The sequence below is a fragment of the uncultured Pseudomonas sp. genome (assembly GCF_913774235.1).
In the GTDB taxonomy this organism is placed as follows: domain Bacteria; phylum Pseudomonadota; class Gammaproteobacteria; order Pseudomonadales; family Pseudomonadaceae; genus Chryseomonas.
On record NZ_CAJYDW010000005.1, the window covers coordinates 297,083 to 314,604 of the forward strand.

At 65.5% G+C, this 17,522-nt stretch carries 16 protein-coding genes; 6 read left to right on the forward strand and 10 right to left on the reverse strand.

Translation table 11 applies throughout. From position 1 onward, the window contains the following. Positions 1–9 precede the first annotated feature (9 nt). Together QZ471_RS03810 and QZ471_RS03815 are read right to left on the reverse strand one after the other, a co-directional pair. Positions 10–1,227: an EAL domain-containing protein gene (locus QZ471_RS03810; RefSeq protein ID WP_295461021.1), complete on the reverse strand. Its 1,218-nt coding sequence runs from the start codon at positions 1,225–1,227 to the stop codon at positions 10–12. A 409-nt stretch (positions 1,228–1,636) separates the two neighbouring features. Further along, positions 1,637–2,362: a TorF family putative porin gene (locus QZ471_RS03815; protein ID WP_295461022.1), complete on the reverse strand. Its 726-nt coding sequence runs from the start codon at positions 2,360–2,362 to the stop codon at positions 1,637–1,639. A gap of 473 nt (positions 2,363–2,835) precedes the next feature. Between QZ471_RS03815 and QZ471_RS03820 the strand changes: the two genes are divergently transcribed. Then, a complete protein-coding gene (locus tag QZ471_RS03820) occupies positions 2,836–2,967 on the forward strand; it encodes a hypothetical protein (RefSeq protein ID WP_295461024.1) in 132 nt (43 codons plus the stop codon). Positions 2,968–3,043: 76 nt separating this feature from the next. Here QZ471_RS03820 and QZ471_RS03825 read toward each other — a convergent pair whose 3' ends face one another. The 5 genes from QZ471_RS03825 to QZ471_RS03845 all read right to left on the reverse strand — a co-directional run bounded on the left by QZ471_RS03825 (position 3,044) and on the right by QZ471_RS03845 (position 7,317). Continuing rightward, positions 3,044–3,808, reverse strand: a complete 765-nt coding sequence (locus tag QZ471_RS03825; RefSeq protein WP_295461025.1) for an ATP-binding cassette domain-containing protein — start codon at positions 3,806–3,808, stop codon at positions 3,044–3,046. Positions 3,809–3,842: 34 nt separating this feature from the next. Beyond that, positions 3,843–4,955: a succinylglutamate desuccinylase/aspartoacylase family protein gene (locus tag QZ471_RS03830; RefSeq protein ID WP_295461027.1), complete on the reverse strand. Its 1,113-nt coding sequence runs from the start codon at positions 4,953–4,955 to the stop codon at positions 3,843–3,845. Between the two features lie 36 nt (positions 4,956–4,991). Then, the gene (locus QZ471_RS03835; protein WP_295461028.1) at positions 4,992–5,702 is read right to left on the reverse strand and encodes an ABC transporter permease; all 711 of its coding nucleotides are present in this window, start codon (positions 5,700–5,702) and stop codon (positions 4,992–4,994) included. Next, the gene (locus QZ471_RS03840; RefSeq protein ID WP_295461030.1) at positions 5,699–6,436 is read right to left on the reverse strand and encodes an ABC transporter permease; all 738 of its coding nucleotides are present in this window, start codon (positions 6,434–6,436) and stop codon (positions 5,699–5,701) included. Before QZ471_RS03840 ends, QZ471_RS03835 begins: the two co-directional genes overlap by 4 nt. Before the next feature lie 101 nt (positions 6,437–6,537). Next, positions 6,538–7,317 carry a transporter substrate-binding domain-containing protein gene (locus QZ471_RS03845; protein ID WP_295461031.1) on the reverse strand — a complete coding sequence of 260 codons (780 nt, stop codon included), beginning with the start codon at positions 7,315–7,317 and terminating at the stop codon, positions 6,538–6,540. A 413-nt stretch (positions 7,318–7,730) separates the two neighbouring features. Here QZ471_RS03845 and QZ471_RS03850 point away from each other — a divergent pair, with 413 nt between their 5' ends. Then, entirely contained in the window at positions 7,731–8,231 is a 501-nt protein-coding gene (locus QZ471_RS03850) for a hypothetical protein (protein ID WP_295461033.1), read from the forward strand. On the opposite strand, the gene QZ471_RS03855 is transcribed toward QZ471_RS03850, so the two are convergent. Genes QZ471_RS03855 through QZ471_RS03865 form a run of 3 tightly spaced genes read right to left on the reverse strand, consistent with a single transcriptional unit; the run spans position 8,171 to position 12,006 of the window. Then, positions 8,171–9,265: an FUSC family protein gene (locus QZ471_RS03855; RefSeq protein WP_295461035.1), complete on the reverse strand. Its 1,095-nt coding sequence runs from the start codon at positions 9,263–9,265 to the stop codon at positions 8,171–8,173. The genes QZ471_RS03850 and QZ471_RS03855 overlap by 61 nt on opposite strands. 3 nt (positions 9,266–9,268) lie before the next feature. Then, positions 9,269–10,990, reverse strand: coding sequence for an ATP-dependent DNA ligase (locus QZ471_RS03860; protein WP_295461036.1), 1,722 nt, complete (start codon positions 10,988–10,990; stop codon positions 9,269–9,271). Next, positions 10,987–12,006, reverse strand: a complete 1,020-nt coding sequence (locus tag QZ471_RS03865; protein ID WP_295461037.1) for a ligase-associated DNA damage response exonuclease — start codon at positions 12,004–12,006, stop codon at positions 10,987–10,989. The genes QZ471_RS03860 and QZ471_RS03865 overlap by 4 nt, the downstream gene beginning before the upstream one ends. A 274-nt stretch (positions 12,007–12,280) precedes the next feature. Between QZ471_RS03865 and QZ471_RS03870 the strand changes: the two genes are divergently transcribed. The 4 genes from QZ471_RS03870 (at position 12,281) to QZ471_RS03885 (ending at position 17,522) form a co-directional block, all read left to right on the forward strand. Further along, complete coding sequence (locus tag QZ471_RS03870; RefSeq protein ID WP_295461038.1) at positions 12,281–13,720, forward strand: undecaprenyl-phosphate glucose phosphotransferase; 1,440 nt, start codon at positions 12,281–12,283, stop codon at positions 13,718–13,720. A gap of 71 nt (positions 13,721–13,791) precedes the next feature. Next, positions 13,792–14,703, forward strand: coding sequence for a glycosyltransferase family A protein (locus tag QZ471_RS03875; RefSeq protein WP_295461039.1), 912 nt, complete (start codon positions 13,792–13,794; stop codon positions 14,701–14,703). Between the two features lie 6 nt (positions 14,704–14,709). Further along, entirely contained in the window at positions 14,710–15,522 is an 813-nt protein-coding gene (locus QZ471_RS03880; protein WP_295461040.1) for a polysaccharide biosynthesis/export family protein, read from the forward strand. Beyond that, positions 15,519–17,522, forward strand: coding sequence for a lipopolysaccharide biosynthesis protein (locus QZ471_RS03885; protein WP_295461041.1), 2,004 nt, complete (start codon positions 15,519–15,521; stop codon positions 17,520–17,522). Before QZ471_RS03880 ends, QZ471_RS03885 begins: the two co-directional genes overlap by 4 nt.

The following is a 17,522-nucleotide window of genomic DNA, read 5'->3' on the forward strand; positions in this document are numbered from 1 at the left end:
CGTGCAGGTTCAGCCCGTGAGCGCCAGGGCGTCGGCCTCTGCCAGGGGCTTGCCCAGCAGATAACCCTGGGCGTAGTCCACCTGCAGGTCACGCAGGGTGGAAAGTTCCTCCGCCGTTTCCACGCCCTCTGCCACGACCTGGGAGCCGATCTCATGGGCGAAGCCGACCAGGCCTTTCGCCAGGGCGCGGCGGTTGCGGTCTTGGTGGATGCCGCGAGTCAGGCTCATGTCGAGTTTGATGAGGTCGGGTTGCAGCTGCAGGATGTGCTTCATGCTGGAATAGCCGGCACCGGCATCGTCCACCGCCAGGCGTATGCCCTGCTGCCGCAGGGGGGCGAGGGCGTTGGTAAGCGCGGTATAGTCTTCGATGATGGCATGCTCGGTGATCTCCAGGGTGATGCGGGACAGGTCCTGCACCTCCTGGAACAAGGGCAGCAGATGTGGCGAGGTCAACAGCTGTGGTGAGGCGTTGAGATTGAGGACGTAGGGCGCGGCGAACGTCTCCAGGTAGGCCAGGCTCTTGCGCAGCACCCGTTCTTCCAGGCGCACGCCGATACCCGCCTGGGCGGCCTGGTCGAACCATTTGTCTGGCGAGCGCTGTGGCTCCACCTCGAAGCGCGACAGGCATTCGAAGCCATGCAGTCGCAGGTCGGCCAGCTGGAAGACCGGCTGGAAGACGATTCGGGGCGCACCCTGGGCCAGGGCCGCCTCGATTTCGTCGATCACGGTCTGGCGCACGCGCCGGTCGCTCTCTACCTCGTACAGGCGCAACGCCAGGATTTCGGCGAAGGCACGCAGCATCTGCAGATCGCGGTCGCCCAAGCTGGTATTGGGCTTGAAGCCGAAACAGCACAGGGTGCCATAGATGTGGCCGTTCACCTGGATGGGCACGCTCATGTGCGAGCCGATGGGAATCGACGCGGTCGCTGGTATCCGTTGCGTCGCCGGTATTCGCGAGGTGTCCGGGATCAACTCGGGCAGATCGCCGTTGACCACCTTCTGGCAGTAGCCTTCGGTCAGGGGAATGATCTGGCCCTCATGGATTGGGCAATCCACGGGGCCATCCACCTGTTCCAACACGCGATCCTTCTTGCGGAAGCGTGCGAGAAAGGCTACGTCCATCCCCAGATACTGGCGTACCACCCTCAGGGACTCACGCAACTCACGCTCACCGATGTCGTGGGACAGCAGCTTGAGTAATGGATGACTCTGATCAGCGACCAACATACAGCACTCCTTGTCGGCAAAGGCTGGCTTCAGATAGCGACAGCCGGCTCAGTTCAGCCACTGTCGGAGCCTAGGATCGCCAATTCAGGTCTGTTCCAGCAAGGCATGTGGCAAGATCGAACCGCTCTGCCACGCCACTCTCTGGCTATGGGGCCAGGGTGCGCGGTGCAGCTGGGGACGCCAGGAGCACCCGACCACTTCCTTCGATCACCGCGTGTTGCGAAAGAGAGCTTGCTGCCAGGCCTCGAAGGGTAGCAGTCGACCAGGCGTCACTCGCCGCCGCTGGATCACCGGGACCCAGTGCCGCGACGAGTCGATCAAGTCAGTCGCGTCGCGGACTTGGCAGGGCCTGCAGATCGCCAAGGCGGCGCACCAGGATGGCAAGCGGGAATGGACGAGCAATCGGACGCTAGAAGAAGGGATGCGAGGCCTTGAGCATCAGGGCGTTGTCGCAATAGGTGTTGTGCCCCGAATACACCGAACAGTCGGCGCCTCTCAGGCTGGTGCCGCTGTAGCTGAGGTTGAACAGGGTGTTCACCCACTTGCGGCTCAGGTTGACCGACCAGTCGTTGAATCGGCGCACCAGGCCGCCGCTATCGACGGTTGCCGGAGTATCCAGCACATAGTTGGTGTACTTCAGGGACACGCCGGTCTTGAACAGCGGCAGCGTGCCCAGATCGGCGTAAAGCGAGGCATTCTGGCGACCCGGATCGTTGGCGAAGGCCGCGCCCAGGCGCTTGCCGAAGACCGTCATGCCGGAATACAGCTCGCGGCTGGGCTCGACGTTCTGGATCAGGTTGCTGTAGTTGATCACCCCGAATTCGTAACCGTAACCCGGTGCGAAGCGATGCTTGTAGCCGGCGTAGGTATCCATCTCCAACACGGGGGTATCGGCGGAGGAGGCGTTGTTGGTGGTCCATTGGCCGAAGTACAGGCCGCTGTCGTGGGTCAGGTCGAAACCGCCACCCATGCCGGCCGAAGTCGGCGCCACCAGGCCTTGGGCCATGCTGCGGGCAGGCGCCGTGCCCATTTTCAGATCGAAATCGCCGACCTCGCGCTGCATGCCCCAACTGGCAGCCAGCACCGGACTGCTGAGCAACCCGAGCACGATGAGACAAGGCAACGATCTGTTCATGGAAGCACTCCCGCCGTGCCGGTGAATTCGATGAGAAGGGCAGAGATATAGGGATAACAACAAGCAGGGAATACATCCGAGTGAGAACACCCAGATGACTTCGTTGTTATTGGATGAGATACAGCGGCTAACCCGTTCTTGCCCTTTGATGATAACGAACGATAGCGGCGTTTTTTCGCCACTCGTCAGGTAGTTTTCGATAAATTGAACTAGAGCCGGGTCGCGCGACCGTGAAATTTGATATGAGTTCTGATATCAGCGGTGACGGAGGGCGATCACCGGCAGCCGGCTGAAACCCGCGCCGGAACAGGTCAGGCGACATATTTATTGACAAAGGGCAGGCCCAGTGCGACGAACAACCGCGGGTGGGTGGATTGAATCGAGCCGGAATGACTCAATATGGTAGCGAGAGGGGTAGCGAGTGCTACCCCGAGGTGGCTGTCCCCGATTGAGCGCTGGCTCGAGGAGTTTCCATGAACGACCGTATACAAGCCCTGGTGCTGGACCTGCTCGCCCGACTCGGTCTGGTGAAGGCTATCCCGATCCCCAGCCGCGAGCGTGAAAGACTGGCCGCCCAGCGTCGCGCCCAGCAGCAGCGGCGCTAAGCAGCAGCCATTGCGAGCATGAACCGCAGGGCCCACGCTCTGCGGTACATCCCAGACCTCTGGGAGGAGCTTGGGGCTATTTCAGATTGCCGCTAAGGAACTGTCGCAGGCGTTCGCTGCGCGGCGCGACCAGTACCTCGCTTGGCGGACCTTGCTCTTCCACGACGCCCTGGTGCAGGAAGAGTACCTGGGTAGACACCTCCCGGGCGAAAGCCATCTCGTGGGTCACCATGAGCATGGTGCGGCCTTCTTCAGCCAATGCCCTGATTACCTTGAGCACCTCGCCGACCAGTTCGGGGTCGAGCGCCGAGGTCGGCTCGTCGAACAACATGATCTCCGGCTCCATTGCCAGCGCGCGGGCGATGGCCACCCGTTGCTGCTGGCCGCCGGAGAGGAACGCCGGGTACTGATCGGCGACGCGTGCCGGCAGACCCACCTTGTCCAGATACTTGCGCGCCCGGTCTTCGGCTTCTGCTTTGCTGATACCTAGTGCCTTGCGCGGTGCCAGGGTGATGTTGTCCAGCACGCTCAGATGGCTCCAGAGATTGAAGTGCTGGAACACCATGGCCAGGCGAGTACGCAGGTTTTGTAGCTGGGCCGCGTCGGCCACCCGGACGGCACCGCGGTCATCGGCCATGCGGATGGTCTCGCCATCCAGGGTCATGGTCACGGCATTGGGCTGCTCGAGGAAGTTGATGCAGCGCAGGAAGGTGCTCTTGCCCGAGCCGCTGGCACCGATCAGGCTGACCACGTCGCCGGTCTTGGCCTGGAGCGAGACGCCCTTGAGCACTTCGTGGTCGCCGTAACGCTTGTGCAGGCCTTCGACGGTCAGTTTGTACATGGATAGGGATTCCACAGCTGAAAGAGGGTAGGGATCACGGCGACAGCAGGTAGCCGCTGCGATAGGCCTCGGTACCCGCCACGTGGGCGATCACCATGCCGGCCGTGGCCATGCGGCGATTCGAGCGCGCGTAGAGGACGCCGGCGACGGCGCTACGCACGTCCTCGACCTGATCGGTGATGGGGTCTATGACTTGGGCCAGTATCTGGCCGGCCTCCACGACTTCGCCTACCTGCGCCTTGAGTACCAGCACGCCACCCTGGCGGGTCGCCACGGGTTCGGCCGCGGCCAGCGGGGTCGCGGGCTGGCGCAGCGGTGGCAAGGGCGCCGCGGTGCCGGACAGGAAGCCCTGGTGACGCAGGTAATGAATGATGGCCTCGGCATCTGCGCTGGCGAGGTCGTCGCGCACGTCCAGCTGGCCACGCAGTTCCAGGGTGACGGACAGACTGCCCAGGGGCAGGCGCGCGCCGAAGCGCTGGTTGAGATTCCACCAGAGCAGGGTGAAGCATTCGTCGAAGGACTGGCCGCCGGAATCGGTGGCGAGCAGGCTCGCCTCCGAACCGAAATAGCGCGCCAGGGGCTCGACCTGGGGCCAGGCTTCCGGGGTGGTGTAGAGATGGGCCACGGCGTCGAAGTCGCAGTGCAGGTCGAGCACCACCTCGGCGTCGCAGGCCAGGCGCTGTAGGGTCAGACGCTGACTGTCGAGCTGGGTGGTGGCGGTCTCCGCGGCCAGGGCGTCGCGGAAGGCCGTGCGCACCAAGGCCTGGTTGGCGGCTGCGTCGTCACCCAGGCGCTCGGCCACGGCGGCCTCTACTTGGGCGGTCATGTCGCGGAAGCGGCGGTTGAAGTTTTGCCCGCTTTCCAGCTCGTAGCGGCCGAGGTGGACGTCGGCGACCTGCTGGTCCTGGCCGATGGGATTGGCCACCGGCACCAGTACCACTTCCGCCAGGAGTTCGCCGGCGGCTTCCAGCGCCTTGAGGCGCTGCTTTAGGTGCCAGGCGGTGAGCATGCCGGGCAATTCGTCGGCGTGCAGGGAGGCCTGGATATAGACCTTGCGGCCACTGTCGGCGGGGCCGAAGTGGAAGCTGTGGATGCAGCGCTCGGTCCCTGGGACGGGCGCGACGAGCGGATGGGTGAGGTGGCGCATGACAACTCCGGGGCCGCGCCGGGCGCGGCCGCTTGGTCAGTGGGTCGGGCCGAGGAAGGCCAGCCAGCGGCGCTCCGCCAGGCGGAACAGACCGATCAGGATGAAGGACACCGCCAGGTACAGCAACGCGGCCAGCCCGAAGGCCTGGAAGGTCAGGAAGGTGGCGGTGTTGGCGTCGCGGGCGATCTTGAGCAAGTCCGGCACCGTGGCGGTGAAGGCCAGGGTGGTGGAGTGCAGCATCATGATCACCTCGTTGCTGTAGAAGGGCAGCGAACGGCGCAGCGCCGAGGGCAGGATCACGTGCACGTACAGGCGCCAGCCGTCCAGGCCATAGGCCTTGGCCGCCTCGACCTCGCCATGGGGGGTGTTGCGGATGGCCCCGGCGAAGATCTCGGTGGTGTAGGCGCAGGTGTTCAGGGCGAAGGCCAGGATGGTGCAGTTCAGGCCGTCGCGGAAGAAGCTGCCCAGCATCGGCTGGTCACGTACGAAGCCCAGGCTGTAGATGCCGGTGTAGCAGATCAGCAGCTGCAGATAGAGCGGGGTGCCGCGAAAGACGTAGGTGTAGAAGCCGATCGGCCAGCGCAGCCAGCGCCGCTCCGAGACCCGGGCCACCGACAGCGGCACCGAGACGAGGAAGCCGATCACCACCGAGGCCACCAGCAGCCAGAGGGTCATGGCCAGGCCGGTGATGTGGTAGCCATCGGTCCACAGCAGGGGTTTCCAGTATTGCTGCAGGAGTTCGATCATCGCTTGGCCTCCCGCACGCCGACGTGATAGCGCCGCTCCAGCGCGCCGAGGATGGCGTTGGTCACGGCGGTGATGAGCAGATAGATGACGCCGGCGACGATCAGGAAGTAGAACAGCTTGAAGGTGCCCTTGCCGGCTTCCTGGGAGGCGCGCACCAGATCGGCCAGACCGATGATGGAGACCAGCGCGGTGGCCTTGAGCAGCACCTGCCAGTTGTTGCCGATGCCGGGCAGGGCGAATCTCATCATCTGCGGGAAGGTGATCAGGGTGAAGGTCTGCCAGCGGCTCAGGCCGTAGGCCAGGGCGGCTTCACCCTGGCCGCGCGGCACGGCGAGGATGGCGCCGCGGAAGGTTTCGGTGAAATAGGCGCCATAGATGAAACCCAGGGTGGCGATGCCGGCCGCCATGGGATCGATGTCGATGTAGTCCCAGCCCATGTAGTCGGTAAGGGCGCCCAGCCAGTTCTGCAGGCTGTAGAAGATCAGCAGCATCAGCACCAGATCGGGTACGCCACGGATCAGGGTGGTGTAGCTCTGTGCGATGAAGCGCAGCGGCGTGAAGCGCGACAGCTTGGCGGAGGCGCCGAGCAGGCCGAGGATGACGGCTACCACCAGCGCGAAGCCGGCGAGCTTGAGGGTCGTCAGGGTGCCTTCCAGGATCAGGGGGCCGTAGCCGTGCAGGCTGAACGCGCCCAAGCCGATGGACTGCAAGAAGGAGTCGAAGGAATTCTGCATGCGTCTAGGAGAATCGCCTGGTGAGACCGTGGGCGCGGTGGGCGCCGACGGTCATACGTAAAACGCCCCCGGTGGCACCGGGGGCGTCGACCGTGCGGACCTTACTTGGGATCGTAGAGGTTCAGGTCGCCGAAGTACTTCTTCTGGATCTTGTCGTAGGTGCCGTCGGCATGGATGGCCGCGATGCCCTTGTTGACGAAGGTCTTGAACTCGTCGTTGCCCTTGCGGATACCGATGGCGGTATCGGCCGGCAGCAGCTCGTCGTGGATGGCGGTGTTCACGTAGCCCTTGCCCTGGGGCGACTTCATGAAGCCACCTTCGGCCTGCAGCATGTCCTGCATGGCGACGTCGATACGGCCCGATACCAGGTCGGCATAGACCTGATCCTGGTTCTGGTAGCTCTGGACGTTGACGCCGTTGGGCGCCAGCTTCTGCTTGGCGAAGGTTTCCTGGATGGTGCCCTGCTGGACGCCGACAGTCTTGCCCTTCAGGCTTTCCGCGGTGGCCTGCAGGTTGGCGCCTTCCTTGGTGACCATGGAGGAGGGGCCCGACCACAGCAGGTCGGAGAAGTCGATCTGCTCGGCACGGGCCGGGGTCTTGGTCAGCGAGGACAGGATGCCGTCGAACTTGCGCGCGCGCAGGCCGGGGATCAGGCCGTCGAAGTCACTCACCACCCACTTGCACTTCACTTCCAGCTTCTGGCAGATGGCTTCGCCCAGCTCGATGTCGAAACCGACGAAGCTGCCATCGGCGGCCTGGGACTCGAAGGGCGGGTAGGTGGTGTCCACACCGAAGCGGATCTCTTTCCATTCCTTGGCCATCGCCGAACCGGCGGCCAGGCACAGAGCGAGCGCAGAGAGAGTCAGCCAGCTTTTTTTCATGTTGGATCCTAGTGCGAATGTGGATGAAGTCATGACGCCAGTACGGCGCCCGTGCCCTCGCGGGAGCAATAAGCTTACCAGTCGGGGAATATCGTCCCAAATCTGTACGCAGTTGCCGCGCTGGTTACATCTGGTAGCAGGTGGAAGCGGTGCGCGGCGCGCATTATGCACCGGAAGAATGCGGCTTTCCTGCATGGTGCGGACGAACGCACCACTTTGGGTCTAAAAAGATGCGATTTCACTTCGGGTGGGCAAAAAGGTAGCAAAACCTGATTCGCCAGCGAGACGTCGGACCTGGTCGGTAGCAATGGCCGCAAAGGCTGGGTGTAAAGGAAACGGGGGAGGGCAGGTGAGATGAGATTCAGCGAAGGTGGTACGGCGGGCGCGGCTACTGGCATTAAAGAGCTGGCCGGGTGACCGTCCGGGAATGGGGCCTGGCGCTGAGTCGGCTGGGCGTCCTGGTCGGTCTGGCAGCGCTCTATGGTGCCCTGCACGATCAATTGAGCTACGGCATCGGTCCGGAGTATTTCACCTGCCTGAAGTTTCCCCAGTTCGGTCTGCTCGACGAGTCCATCGCGCCGCGCTGGCGGGTAGCCCAGGTCGGGCTGTTGGCCGGGGCGGCGGCCGGCCTACCGCTGGGATTGGTGCTTTGCTGGTGGGTACGGCGCCGGGGCGGTACGAGCAGGTTGCTCTGGCGGGGCGCCGCCTGGGTCGTGCTGGGCGCGATGCTCCTGGCGACCCTCGGCCTGGCCTTCGGCTGGCTGGCGCTACATCTCGCCAGCGTTCAACGGGTGCCGGCCTGCGTGCAGGACGCCCAGGGTTTTCTGCTGGCGGCCTGGATGCACGACGGCAGCTACCTGGGGGCCCTGGCCGGTCTGCTGGCCTTCTTCTGGCGCAGTCGTCGCCAGCGCTGAAGGCTTGCGAGCCGGCGTTCGATGCCGCCTTCGAGGGCGAGGAAGGCCAGGGCGACCCCGCCACCGAGCAGCGTACTGCCCAGGCGTTCGCGGGCGACACTGGCCTCGGGGGCGCCCGCCAGGGCGACCATCAAGACCGTGGTGCCGGTGATGAACAGGGTCTGCAGCGAATAGCGGCCATCCTGCAACAGGTAAGCGCCCAGGGCGCAGACCAGGCAAGCCGCGGCCAGCACGACGGGTGTGGCGTCGATCCAGACCACCGCGCCCGCCAGCAGGCAACCGGCCAGGGTACCGCCCAGCCGACCCAGTCCTCGGCGCCAGGTATCGTCCAGGCGTGGCTTGAGTACAAGCAGGGCGGTCATCGGTGCCCAATAGCCATGGCCGTAGTCGAGCGCGCTGCTGAGGAGTTGGCAGAGGGCGACCACGGCGGCGGCGTAGAAACCGTAGCGGCCCAGGCGAAATCTGTCTTCGAATAGCGCCACGACAGTGTGCAGATGCTGCCTGAGCGAGCCGCTGTGCAGGCGCCACTGGGAGCGGTAGAGCGCCTTCTGCAGCAGGGCGAAGAGCAGCAGCTGCAGCAGGCCTCCGGCGAGCACCAGGCCGCCGCGCAGCAGCGCCTGCTGTCCATCGCCCGGAAAGCCGCCGGCTACCAGCAAGGCCACGGTCCATTGCTGGGTGATCCACCAGGGGCCGTTGCCGACCGCGAACAGCCAGGCGCAGCAGGCGGCCCAGAGCGCACCCGCCAGGACCAGGGCAGGCAGGTAGTGACCCAGCAGCGAGCCCACCACGGCGGAAGAGGCCATGCCCAGTGCGGCCACCAGCATGGGCGCCAGGGGCTCGTCGGCGAAACTCTTGTAGGCGCCGAAGCCAACGGTATAGGCGCCGCCCAGGGCCACCACGCAAGGCAGCCAGGCCTGGGTTAGCAGCCCGAGCAGCAGGATCGCCGCCAGGGCCGGCAGGCAGGCGAGCGCCAGCGTCCAGCGGGGTTCCCGCGGTGCGCCGGGGATGCCGGCGGCGGTGGCTTCGTCACCCATCGCCTAGAGCAGCAGGTTCTGCAGGATGTCGAGGGTATCCGCCTCGGCCACCGGCTTGTCGTGGCGCCAGCGCAGCATGCGCGGGAAGCGCACGGCGACGCCGCTCTTATGGCGCTTGGACAGGGCGATGCCCTCGAAGCCCAGCTCGAACACCAGGGTCGGCTCGACGCTGCGCACCGGGCCGAATTTTTCCACGGTGGTGCGGCGGACGATGGCGTCGACCTTACGCATCTCTTCGTCGGTCAGACCGGAATAGGCCTTGGCGAAGGGCACCAGAGTGCGTTCGCTGCTCTCTGGCGGACCATCCCAGACGGCGAAAGTATAGTCGGAATAGAGGCTGGCGCGCCGGCCATGACCGCGCTGGGCATAGATGAGCACCGCGTCCACCGAGAAGGGATCGACCTTCCATTTCCACCAGGTGCCCATGTCCTTGGTCCGGCCAACGCCGTAGAGCGAGTCCTGCGCCTTGAGCATCATGCCTTCCACGCCCAGGGTGCGCGAGGCCTCGCGCTGGCGGGCGAGATCCTGCCAATCGCGACCGTACAGCAGGGGCGAAGGGCGCAGTAGAGGGCTGGCGCAGCTGGCCACCACCCGCTCCAGCTCGGCACGGCGCTGCCGTTGCGGCTGGCTGCGCAGGTCATGGCCTTGCCATTCCAGCAGGTCGTAGGCGAGCAGGATGACCGGCACGTCTTCGAGGATCTTCTTTCCCAAGGTCGTGCGGCCGATACGCTGCTGCAGCAGGGTGAAGGGCTGGACGCCGAAGGGGATGGGGGCAGATGGATCGCGGGCGTCCTGGTGCTCGCTGACTTCCTCGCTGCTGAGCAGGGTGTCGGGTGCGGCATCTTCCTTCCAGACCACGATCTCGCCGTCGATCACGGTGCCATCGGGCAGCAGGGCTGCCAGGGGATGCAGCTCGGGAAAGCGGTCGGTGACCAGGTCTTCGCCTCGCGACCAGAGCCACAGGCGGCCATCGCGCTTGACCAGCTGGGCGCGGATCCCGTCCCACTTCCATTCCACCTGCCAGTCCTCAGCCGGGCCGAGTTGCGCCTCGAATTGCTCTACCGGCAGTTGCAGGGCGTGGGCAAGAAAGAAGGGGTAGGGCTGGCCGCCGCGCTGGGCGTGCTCGTCCGGGCTCTCCGGGGCGACCAGCCGGGCGTAGCCCTCGGCGGTGGGGCGATGGGAAAGATCCGTGTAGCCCACCAGGCGCTGGGCGACCCGCTTGGGATCGAGGTCGGCCAGGGTGGCCAGGGCGCGAGTTACCAGCAGCTTGGAGACACCGACGCGGAATTCGCCGGTGATCAGCTTGATACAGACCATCAGACTCTGACGATCCAGTTGGCCCCAGAGCGGTGGCAGGCGCTCGGCCAGCTCTTCCGGTGGCAGGCCGCGCAGCGGCAACAGGTACTCCTCCAGCCAGAAGGCCAGGCCCTCGGCATTGGCGGCATCGGCGGTGGGAATCAGCAGCGACATGGTCTCGGCCAGGTCGCCCACCGCCTGGTAGCTCTCCTCGAACAGCCATTCGGGCAGGCCGGACAGGGCCATGGTCAGGTCGCGCAACTGGCGGGTCGGCACCAGTCGGCGCGGGCGTCCGCCGGCGAGGAAGTAGACCGCCCAGGCCGCGTCTGCGGCCGGCGCGCTGCCGAAGTAGTCCACCAGGGCGGCCAGCTTGGCGTTGCTGGAGGTGGTGGCGTCGAGGCGGGCATAGAGTTCGGCGAAGGCTCTCATGCCTGGGCCTCCGCGGTGACCAGCGTATCGTCTTCCTCACCGTATTCGGTGGTGAAACCCTGGGCATCCAGGCCCTGGTCACGCAGGTAGCGCACCAGGATGGCGACCGAGCCGTGGGTGACCATCACCCGTTCGGCGCCGGTCTGTTCGATGGCCCACAGCAAGCCCGGCCAGTCGGCGTGGTCGGAAAGCACGAAGCCGCGATCCACGCCGCGCCGGCGGCGGGTGCCGCGCAGCATCATCCAGCCGCTGGCGAAGGCGTCGCTGTGCTCGCCGAAGCGGCGGATCCAGGTGCTGCCGCCGGCCGAGGGCGGGGCGATGATCAGCGCCTGGCGCAGCAGCGGATCGCTTTTCTTGAAGTCGCCGGCGTAATGGGTCTCGGGGATGCGGATGCCGGCCTCGCGATAGACCCGGTTTAGCGGTTCCACCGCGCCATGGGCGAGGATGGGACCTATTTCGGGATCGAGGCCGTGCAGCAAGCGCTGCGCCTTGCCGAAGGCATAGCTGTAGAGAACGCTGGCCAGGCCCTGGGTCTGGTTGGCCCGCCACCAGGCGTTAACTTCGGCGAAGATCTCCGCCTGCGGCCGCCAGCGATAGATCGGCAGGCCGAAGGTGGATTCGGTGATGAAGGTATGGCAACGCACCGGTTCGAAGGGGGTGCAGGTGCCATCGGGCTCCACCTTGTAGTCACCTGAGGCCACCCAGACCTCGCCCCGGTATTCCAGGCGCACCTGAGCCGAGCCCAGCACATGGCCGGCCGGATGGAAGCTCAGCTTGACCCCGTGGTGGTCGATGACCTCGCCGTATTCCAGGGTCTGGAGGTTGATGTCGGCACCCAGCCGGGCGCGCAGGATGCCGGCGCTGCCCAAGGTGGCGAGATAGTGGCCGTTGCCCACCCGGGCATGATCGCCATGGCCATGGGTGATGACCGCGCGCGCCACAGGATGCCAGGGATCTATATAGAAGTCGCCCGGCGGGCAATAGAGGCCGTCGGGGCGCGCAATGACGAGATCCATGGGCAAACGTCCTTAACGGAGTATGGGTTAATTGGCGCCAAATTGCCGTCCTTTTCAGGGCTTCATGGCAGAAGGCGGCAAATAGCTGACGAAAAGCCATGAGGTGATAGTGCTTTGATATCGGAACTGGTTCACAATTTGTCTGTGAAGTGAATCGGTTATTCCCGTTCCGGGTGATAGCGGTTTCCGGTGTCGTCTGTTTGGACCGGTGGCGTAAAGGCCCGGTTCGTTCGACGTGGGACTGCCAGGTGGCAGGGATATTTCTGGAGCGAGCATGGACGGTGTCGAGTCGAGCTGCGCCAAGGATGGAGCCCTCCAGCGGCTGTGGTACGGCTGCGCCGGGCGCACGGCCTATCTGGTGCTGATTACCCGGATACTCCAGGCGCTGGTGGTAGTCGGCGTGGGCGCCTTCTTCTATCCCGTCGGCGAGCATTGGAAGGCCCATGGCCTGCTGGTGCTGCTGGTGCTGGCGGTGTTCCAGGCCGCCGGGCTGTACGGCGATCTGCTATTCAGCAACCTGCTGCGCTTCCGGCGCCTGACGCTGGCCTGGCTGACCGCCTTCGTGCTCTGCCTGTTCGTGCTGCAGCAGATCCACCCCTTTTCCCTGGAAGAACAGCGCGAGCCGCTGCTGAAGTGGTTCTTCGGCGCGCTGCTGGCACTGCTGCTGATGCGGCTGCTGATTCTTTCCTCCTATAACTGGCTCAGCCAGCGCGGGATCTACCTGCAGCGGGCGGTGATTCTCGGCGCCACCGAGAATGGTCTGCGCCTGGCCAACCACCTGCTGGTCCGTCAGGACTTCCGTTGCGGACTGGTGGGCATCGTCGACGATCGTTCGGTGAATCGCCTGCCTGAGCACCTGGCCGGACTGCCCTGGCTCGGCGGTACCCGGGACCTGCGCGTCCTCATCGAGCGGCTGCGGCTGGACACGGTGTTCATCGCCCTGCCATGGACCGCGGAGCGCCGGATCGACCAGGTGACCCGGGTGCTCAAGCGCCTGCCGGTGAACGTGCTGCTGGTACCGGACCTGGTGGCGCTGCGCTACGCCCAGTCCCCGCTGGCGGAGGTCGCCGGCGTGCATCTCTTTCGGGTCTCGCGCCAGGCGTTGAGCGGCTGGGCGCCGCTGTTCAAGCGCTGCGAGGACCTGCTGCTGGCAGGCCTGGTGCTGCCCTTCGTGGCCTTGCCCATGCTGCTGATCGCCCTCGCCATCAAGCTGGATTCTCCGGGCCCGATCCTCTTTCGCCAGAAGCGCTACGGCTACAACGACCGCCTCATCGAGGTGTGGAAATTCCGCACCATGTTCGCTTGCCAGGCCGACCAGGATGCCGCGCGCCAGACCACCCAGGATGATCCGCGGGTGACCCGGGTGGGCCGCTGGCTGCGGCGCTTGAGCCTCGACGAATTACCGCAGCTGCTCAACGTGCTGGGCGGCAGCATGTCGCTGGTGGGGCCGCGCCCCCACGCCACCGCGACCCAGGCCGCCGGCCTCAGGTTCGAGGAGGCGGTCATGGAGTATTCGGCACGCCACCGGGTGAAGCCCGGCATGACCGGCTGGGCGCAGGTCAACGGGCTGCGCGGCGAAACCGACACCCTGGACAAGATCGAGCGCCGCACCGAGTACGACCTGCGCTACATCGAGGAATGGTCGCTCTGGCTGGACCTGTACATCCTCTGCCGCACGCCGTTCTCGCTGCTCTGGAGCCGAACGGCCTATTAAGCCAACCCTCAGCTTAGCCAACCCATTATCCGGATCGTTGTTTCATCGTCGTATCGCACGGGAGTGCCTTGATGAAGACCGCGCTGATCATTCCGACTCGCAATGCCGAGCGGTATCTCGACCGCCTGTTGCCGGCCTTGGCCGCCCAGACGCTGCAACCCGACGAACTGCTGGTGGTCGACACCCAGTCCCAGGATGCCACCGCAGAGCGGTTCCGCGCTTTCGGCGCGCGCGTCGAGGTGATCCAGCCGCAGCAGTTCAATCATGGCGGTACGCGGCGCTGGGCCAGCCGGCAGGTGGATGCCGAGGTGCTGCTCTTCCTCACCCAGGACGCCATTCCCGCCAATCCGGACTGCCTGGCCAATCTACGCGACGGGCTGTTCGCCGCGCCGGATATCGGTGTCGCCTACGGCCGCCAGTTGCCGCACCTGGATGCCGGCATCCTCGGCGCCCAGGCGCGGACCTTCAACTACCCGGTCGAGAGCCGCATCAAGCGCCTTAGCGACGCGCCTCAGCTCAAGGTCAAGACCTGCTTCAGTTCGAATTCCTTTTCCGCCTATCGGCGCAGTGCGCTCAAGGATGCCGGCGGCTTTCCCACCGACGTGATCGGCAGCGAGGACGCCTACACCGCGGCGCGCATGCTGCTGCGCGGCTGGGCGGTGCACTACGTGGCCGAAGCCCAGGTGCGGCACTCCCACGACTACCGGCTGCTGGAGGAATTTCGCCGCTACTTCGACATCGGCGTCTTCTACGGTCGCGAAGACTGGATCGCCTCCGCTTTCGGTGGGGCGGCGGGCGAGGGGCGGCGTTTCGTCGAGGCGGAGATCCGCGCCCTGCGCGCCGCCGGCAAGCCCTGGCGGATTCCCGAGGTGCTGCTGCGCAGCGCCTGCAAGCTGCTCGGCTATCGCCTCGGCCATCGGGAGCGGCTGCTGCCCAATGCGGTGAAGCGGCGCATCAGCATGTTTTCCACCTACTGGGCCTGATCCCCTATGAATCGTCGTTTTTTCCGCGGCCTGGCGTTCGGGCCGTTGCTCCTGCTGCTGGGCGCCTGCGGCACCCCGGCCAAGATCGGCCTGCCCGATACTCGCACCCTGGAGGCGGGGCATGCCGCCTATGCGCAACTCGCCCTGCAGCCGGCGCCGCCGGTACTGGTGCAACCGGGCGATACCCTGCGCATCTCCCGGGATGCCCGCAGTCCGGCGGAAGAGGATCGCCAGACGCTGTTCGTGGTCCAGCCGGACGGCTACATCCACTATCCCTACGTCGGTCGCCTGGCGGTGGCCGGGCTGACCCCGGACCAGGTCTCCCAGCGGCTGACCGCGGCGGGCGCCCAGCTCTACCGCGAGCCCCGGGTCACGGTGAACATCGCCGTGGCACCGAGCAACCGCATCTTCGTCGGGGGCGAGGTGCACAACCCCTCGGTCTACGAACTCAATGGCCAGGCGTCGGTGGAACAGGCCCTGATCGGCGCCGGCGGCCTGCTGCCCAGCGCCGATAGCGGCAATATCGCCCTGGTCCGGCGGGATGCCAGCGGGCGCTACCAGCGCTATTTCTTCGCCTTCAGCGATCTGCTCAGCGGCAATCTGCCACCGGTGGCGCTGCAGCGGGGCGATCTGATCTTCGTGCCCAAGTCGGGCATCGGCAATGCGGTAGAGGCGGTGGACATGTACTTCACCCGCCTGATTCCGATCAACAAGGGCATCGGCGTGGGCCTCAACTACGACCTCAACCAGCGTGACATCAGTAATAGCGGCAACACCAATATCCGTACGGTGTGCAGTGCCGGAGCGAATTGCCAATGATCGAGATCCGTTCCCTGCGCGACCTGCTGCGGCTGTTCTTCATCTTCCGTCGCGAATTCCGCCTGGCCTTCTTCGTCACTGTGGTGGTGGCCATCCTTGGCGCCTTCCTGCTGCCGCGGCAGTACGAATCCAGTGCCCGCCTGCTGGTCAAGCCGGGCCTGAACAATACCTTGCCAATCGAGGCCAGCGACCGGCAGACGCTGGTGGCGCCCAGCACCCAGCGCGATCCCATCCTCGACGAGGAACAGCTCTTCACCGGCCGCCCCATCGCCCTCAAGGTGGCCGCAAGCTATCTGCAACTCAATGCCGGCGCCCGGCCCGATGGCCTGTGGAAGACCATCAAGTGGCAACTCAAGCAGGCCCTCAACGGGGTGAAGGACGGCCTGCGCGCCATCCTGCAGAGCCTTGGGCTGGCCGAAGCCCAGAGCCCTGAGGAGCGCCTGGCGGACGAGCTGATCAAGCGCATGAGCGTCACCCACGAACCGGGTTCCTCGGTGATGGTCGCCAGCCTGCGCTGGGACGATCCGGCCGTGGCGCAACGGCTGGTCCAGGTGTGGGTGGATGCCTATCTGGAATCCCGGACGACGAGTCTGGAGCGTAAGAGCCTCTATGCCTTCTATCAGGAGCAGACCGCCAGCACCGGACGCCGGGTGGAGCAGCTCAAGGTACAACTTGCCGGCTACCTGGGCCGGATCGGCAGCAGCAGCGTGCAGGACTACCTGCATGACCAGAGCAACGCTCTGCAGCGCATGACCGCGGAGCGCTTCCAGACCAGTACCGAGATCGCCAGTCTCACGACCTCCCTGAACAGCGCCCGGCAGCAGATCGCCGCCCTGCCGCAGCAGGTGATCACCGAGGAATCCAGCACCCTCAATCCGGATCGCCTGGACCTGCAGCGGCAGCTCAATGGCCTGGTGGTCGAGCGCGAGCGCCTGCTGCGGGTATTCCTGCCGGGTACCGAGCCGCTCAAGCAGATCGATCAGAACATCGCCGAACTCCGGCAACAGGTGAACCAGCAGGCGGAGCACGTCAAGAGCAGCACCAACCGGGCGCCGAACGGCATCGTGATCAATCTCAAGCAGCAGTTGGCCGACGGCACCGTGCGCCTCGCCAGCCTCAAGGCCCAGCTGGCCCAACAGGACCTGCAGATCAACGGGGTGCGCGCCGAGTTGGAGAAGGTCATGGCCGAGGAGCCGGAGATCAGCCGGGTCATGCGCGAATTGCAGGTCGCCCAGCAGAACTTCCTGCTCTACGCCGACAACCTGGAAAAGGCGCGGATCGATAGGGCACTCGACACTAGCCGCATTAGCAACATCGCCATCATCGAACAGCCCACCTTCAATCCCAGCCGGGTATTTCCCAAGAGCCTGTTGATCATCCTGCTGTGCATCCCGGCGGGCCTCGCGGTCGGCCTGCTGGTGATCTACCTGTGCTACCTGCTCGATCAGCGCATCCACGACGGCGGGCGGTTGCAGGCCCGCTTCGGGATACCGCTGTGGACCACCTTGCAGGAGCTGGACGATCCGCAACGCGACGATCCGGCTTTCATCGCCAATCTCTACCGGCTGCTGAGCCAGCTGCCGCTGGAGCGCATCCGTGAGCAGGGGCTGCGGCTCGGGCTGACCTCGGCGCGGCACGGCGAGGGCTGCAGCTTCGTCGCCGAGCGGCTGGCCAGCCTGCTGCGCGACCAGGGTTTCCGCGTGCGGGTGCTCGATAGCGCGCGGGACGCCCCGCCGGAGTCCGTGGACGTCGAACCTGGCGAGGTCGTGCTGCTGGTGGCCTCGGCCCTGGCGGCCAACAGCCAGGCCTTCCTCTATCTGCACCAGGCCGATCTCATCGCCCTGGTGGTGCGGGCACGCTCGGGCACCGTGCCGATGCTGGAAAGCACCCTGGCGCTGCTCGACACCGCCTTCAAGCGCACCGACGGCATCATCGTCAATTTCCGCCGCTTCGAGGTGCCGTCGCGGCTTCTCGATTTCCTGCATCGGACCCGGGGGTAA

What these genes read in the sequence shown, in the direction of transcription:
- QZ471_RS03810 (WP_295461021.1), bottom strand. Translation starts at nt 1,227, where the DNA reads ATGTTGGTCGCTGATCAGAGTCATCCATTACTCAAGCTGCTGTCCCAC.
- QZ471_RS03815 (WP_295461022.1), bottom strand. Translation starts at nt 2,362, where the DNA reads ATGAACAGATCGTTGCCTTGTCTCATCGTGCTCGGGTTGCTCAGCAGT.
- QZ471_RS03820 (WP_295461024.1), top strand. Translation starts at nt 2,836, where the DNA reads ATGAACGACCGTATACAAGCCCTGGTGCTGGACCTGCTCGCCCGACTC.
- QZ471_RS03825 (WP_295461025.1), bottom strand. Translation starts at nt 3,808, where the DNA reads ATGTACAAACTGACCGTCGAAGGCCTGCACAAGCGTTACGGCGACCAC.
- QZ471_RS03830 (WP_295461027.1), bottom strand. Translation starts at nt 4,955, where the DNA reads ATGCGCCACCTCACCCATCCGCTCGTCGCGCCCGTCCCAGGGACCGAG.
- QZ471_RS03835 (WP_295461028.1), bottom strand. Translation starts at nt 5,702, where the DNA reads ATGATCGAACTCCTGCAGCAATACTGGAAACCCCTGCTGTGGACCGAT.
- QZ471_RS03840 (WP_295461030.1), bottom strand. Translation starts at nt 6,436, where the DNA reads ATGCAGAATTCCTTCGACTCCTTCTTGCAGTCCATCGGCTTGGGCGCG.
- QZ471_RS03845 (WP_295461031.1), bottom strand. Translation starts at nt 7,317, where the DNA reads ATGAAAAAAAGCTGGCTGACTCTCTCTGCGCTCGCTCTGTGCCTGGCC.
- QZ471_RS03855 (WP_295461035.1), bottom strand. Translation starts at nt 9,265, where the DNA reads ATGGGTGACGAAGCCACCGCCGCCGGCATCCCCGGCGCACCGCGGGAA.
- QZ471_RS03860 (WP_295461036.1), bottom strand. Translation starts at nt 10,990, where the DNA reads ATGAGAGCCTTCGCCGAACTCTATGCCCGCCTCGACGCCACCACCTCC.
- QZ471_RS03865 (WP_295461037.1), bottom strand. Translation starts at nt 12,006, where the DNA reads ATGGATCTCGTCATTGCGCGCCCCGACGGCCTCTATTGCCCGCCGGGC.
- QZ471_RS03870 (WP_295461038.1), top strand. Translation starts at nt 12,281, where the DNA reads ATGGACGGTGTCGAGTCGAGCTGCGCCAAGGATGGAGCCCTCCAGCGG.
- QZ471_RS03875 (WP_295461039.1), top strand. Translation starts at nt 13,792, where the DNA reads ATGAAGACCGCGCTGATCATTCCGACTCGCAATGCCGAGCGGTATCTC.
- QZ471_RS03880 (WP_295461040.1), top strand. Translation starts at nt 14,710, where the DNA reads ATGAATCGTCGTTTTTTCCGCGGCCTGGCGTTCGGGCCGTTGCTCCTG.
- QZ471_RS03885 (WP_295461041.1), top strand. Translation starts at nt 15,519, where the DNA reads ATGATCGAGATCCGTTCCCTGCGCGACCTGCTGCGGCTGTTCTTCATC.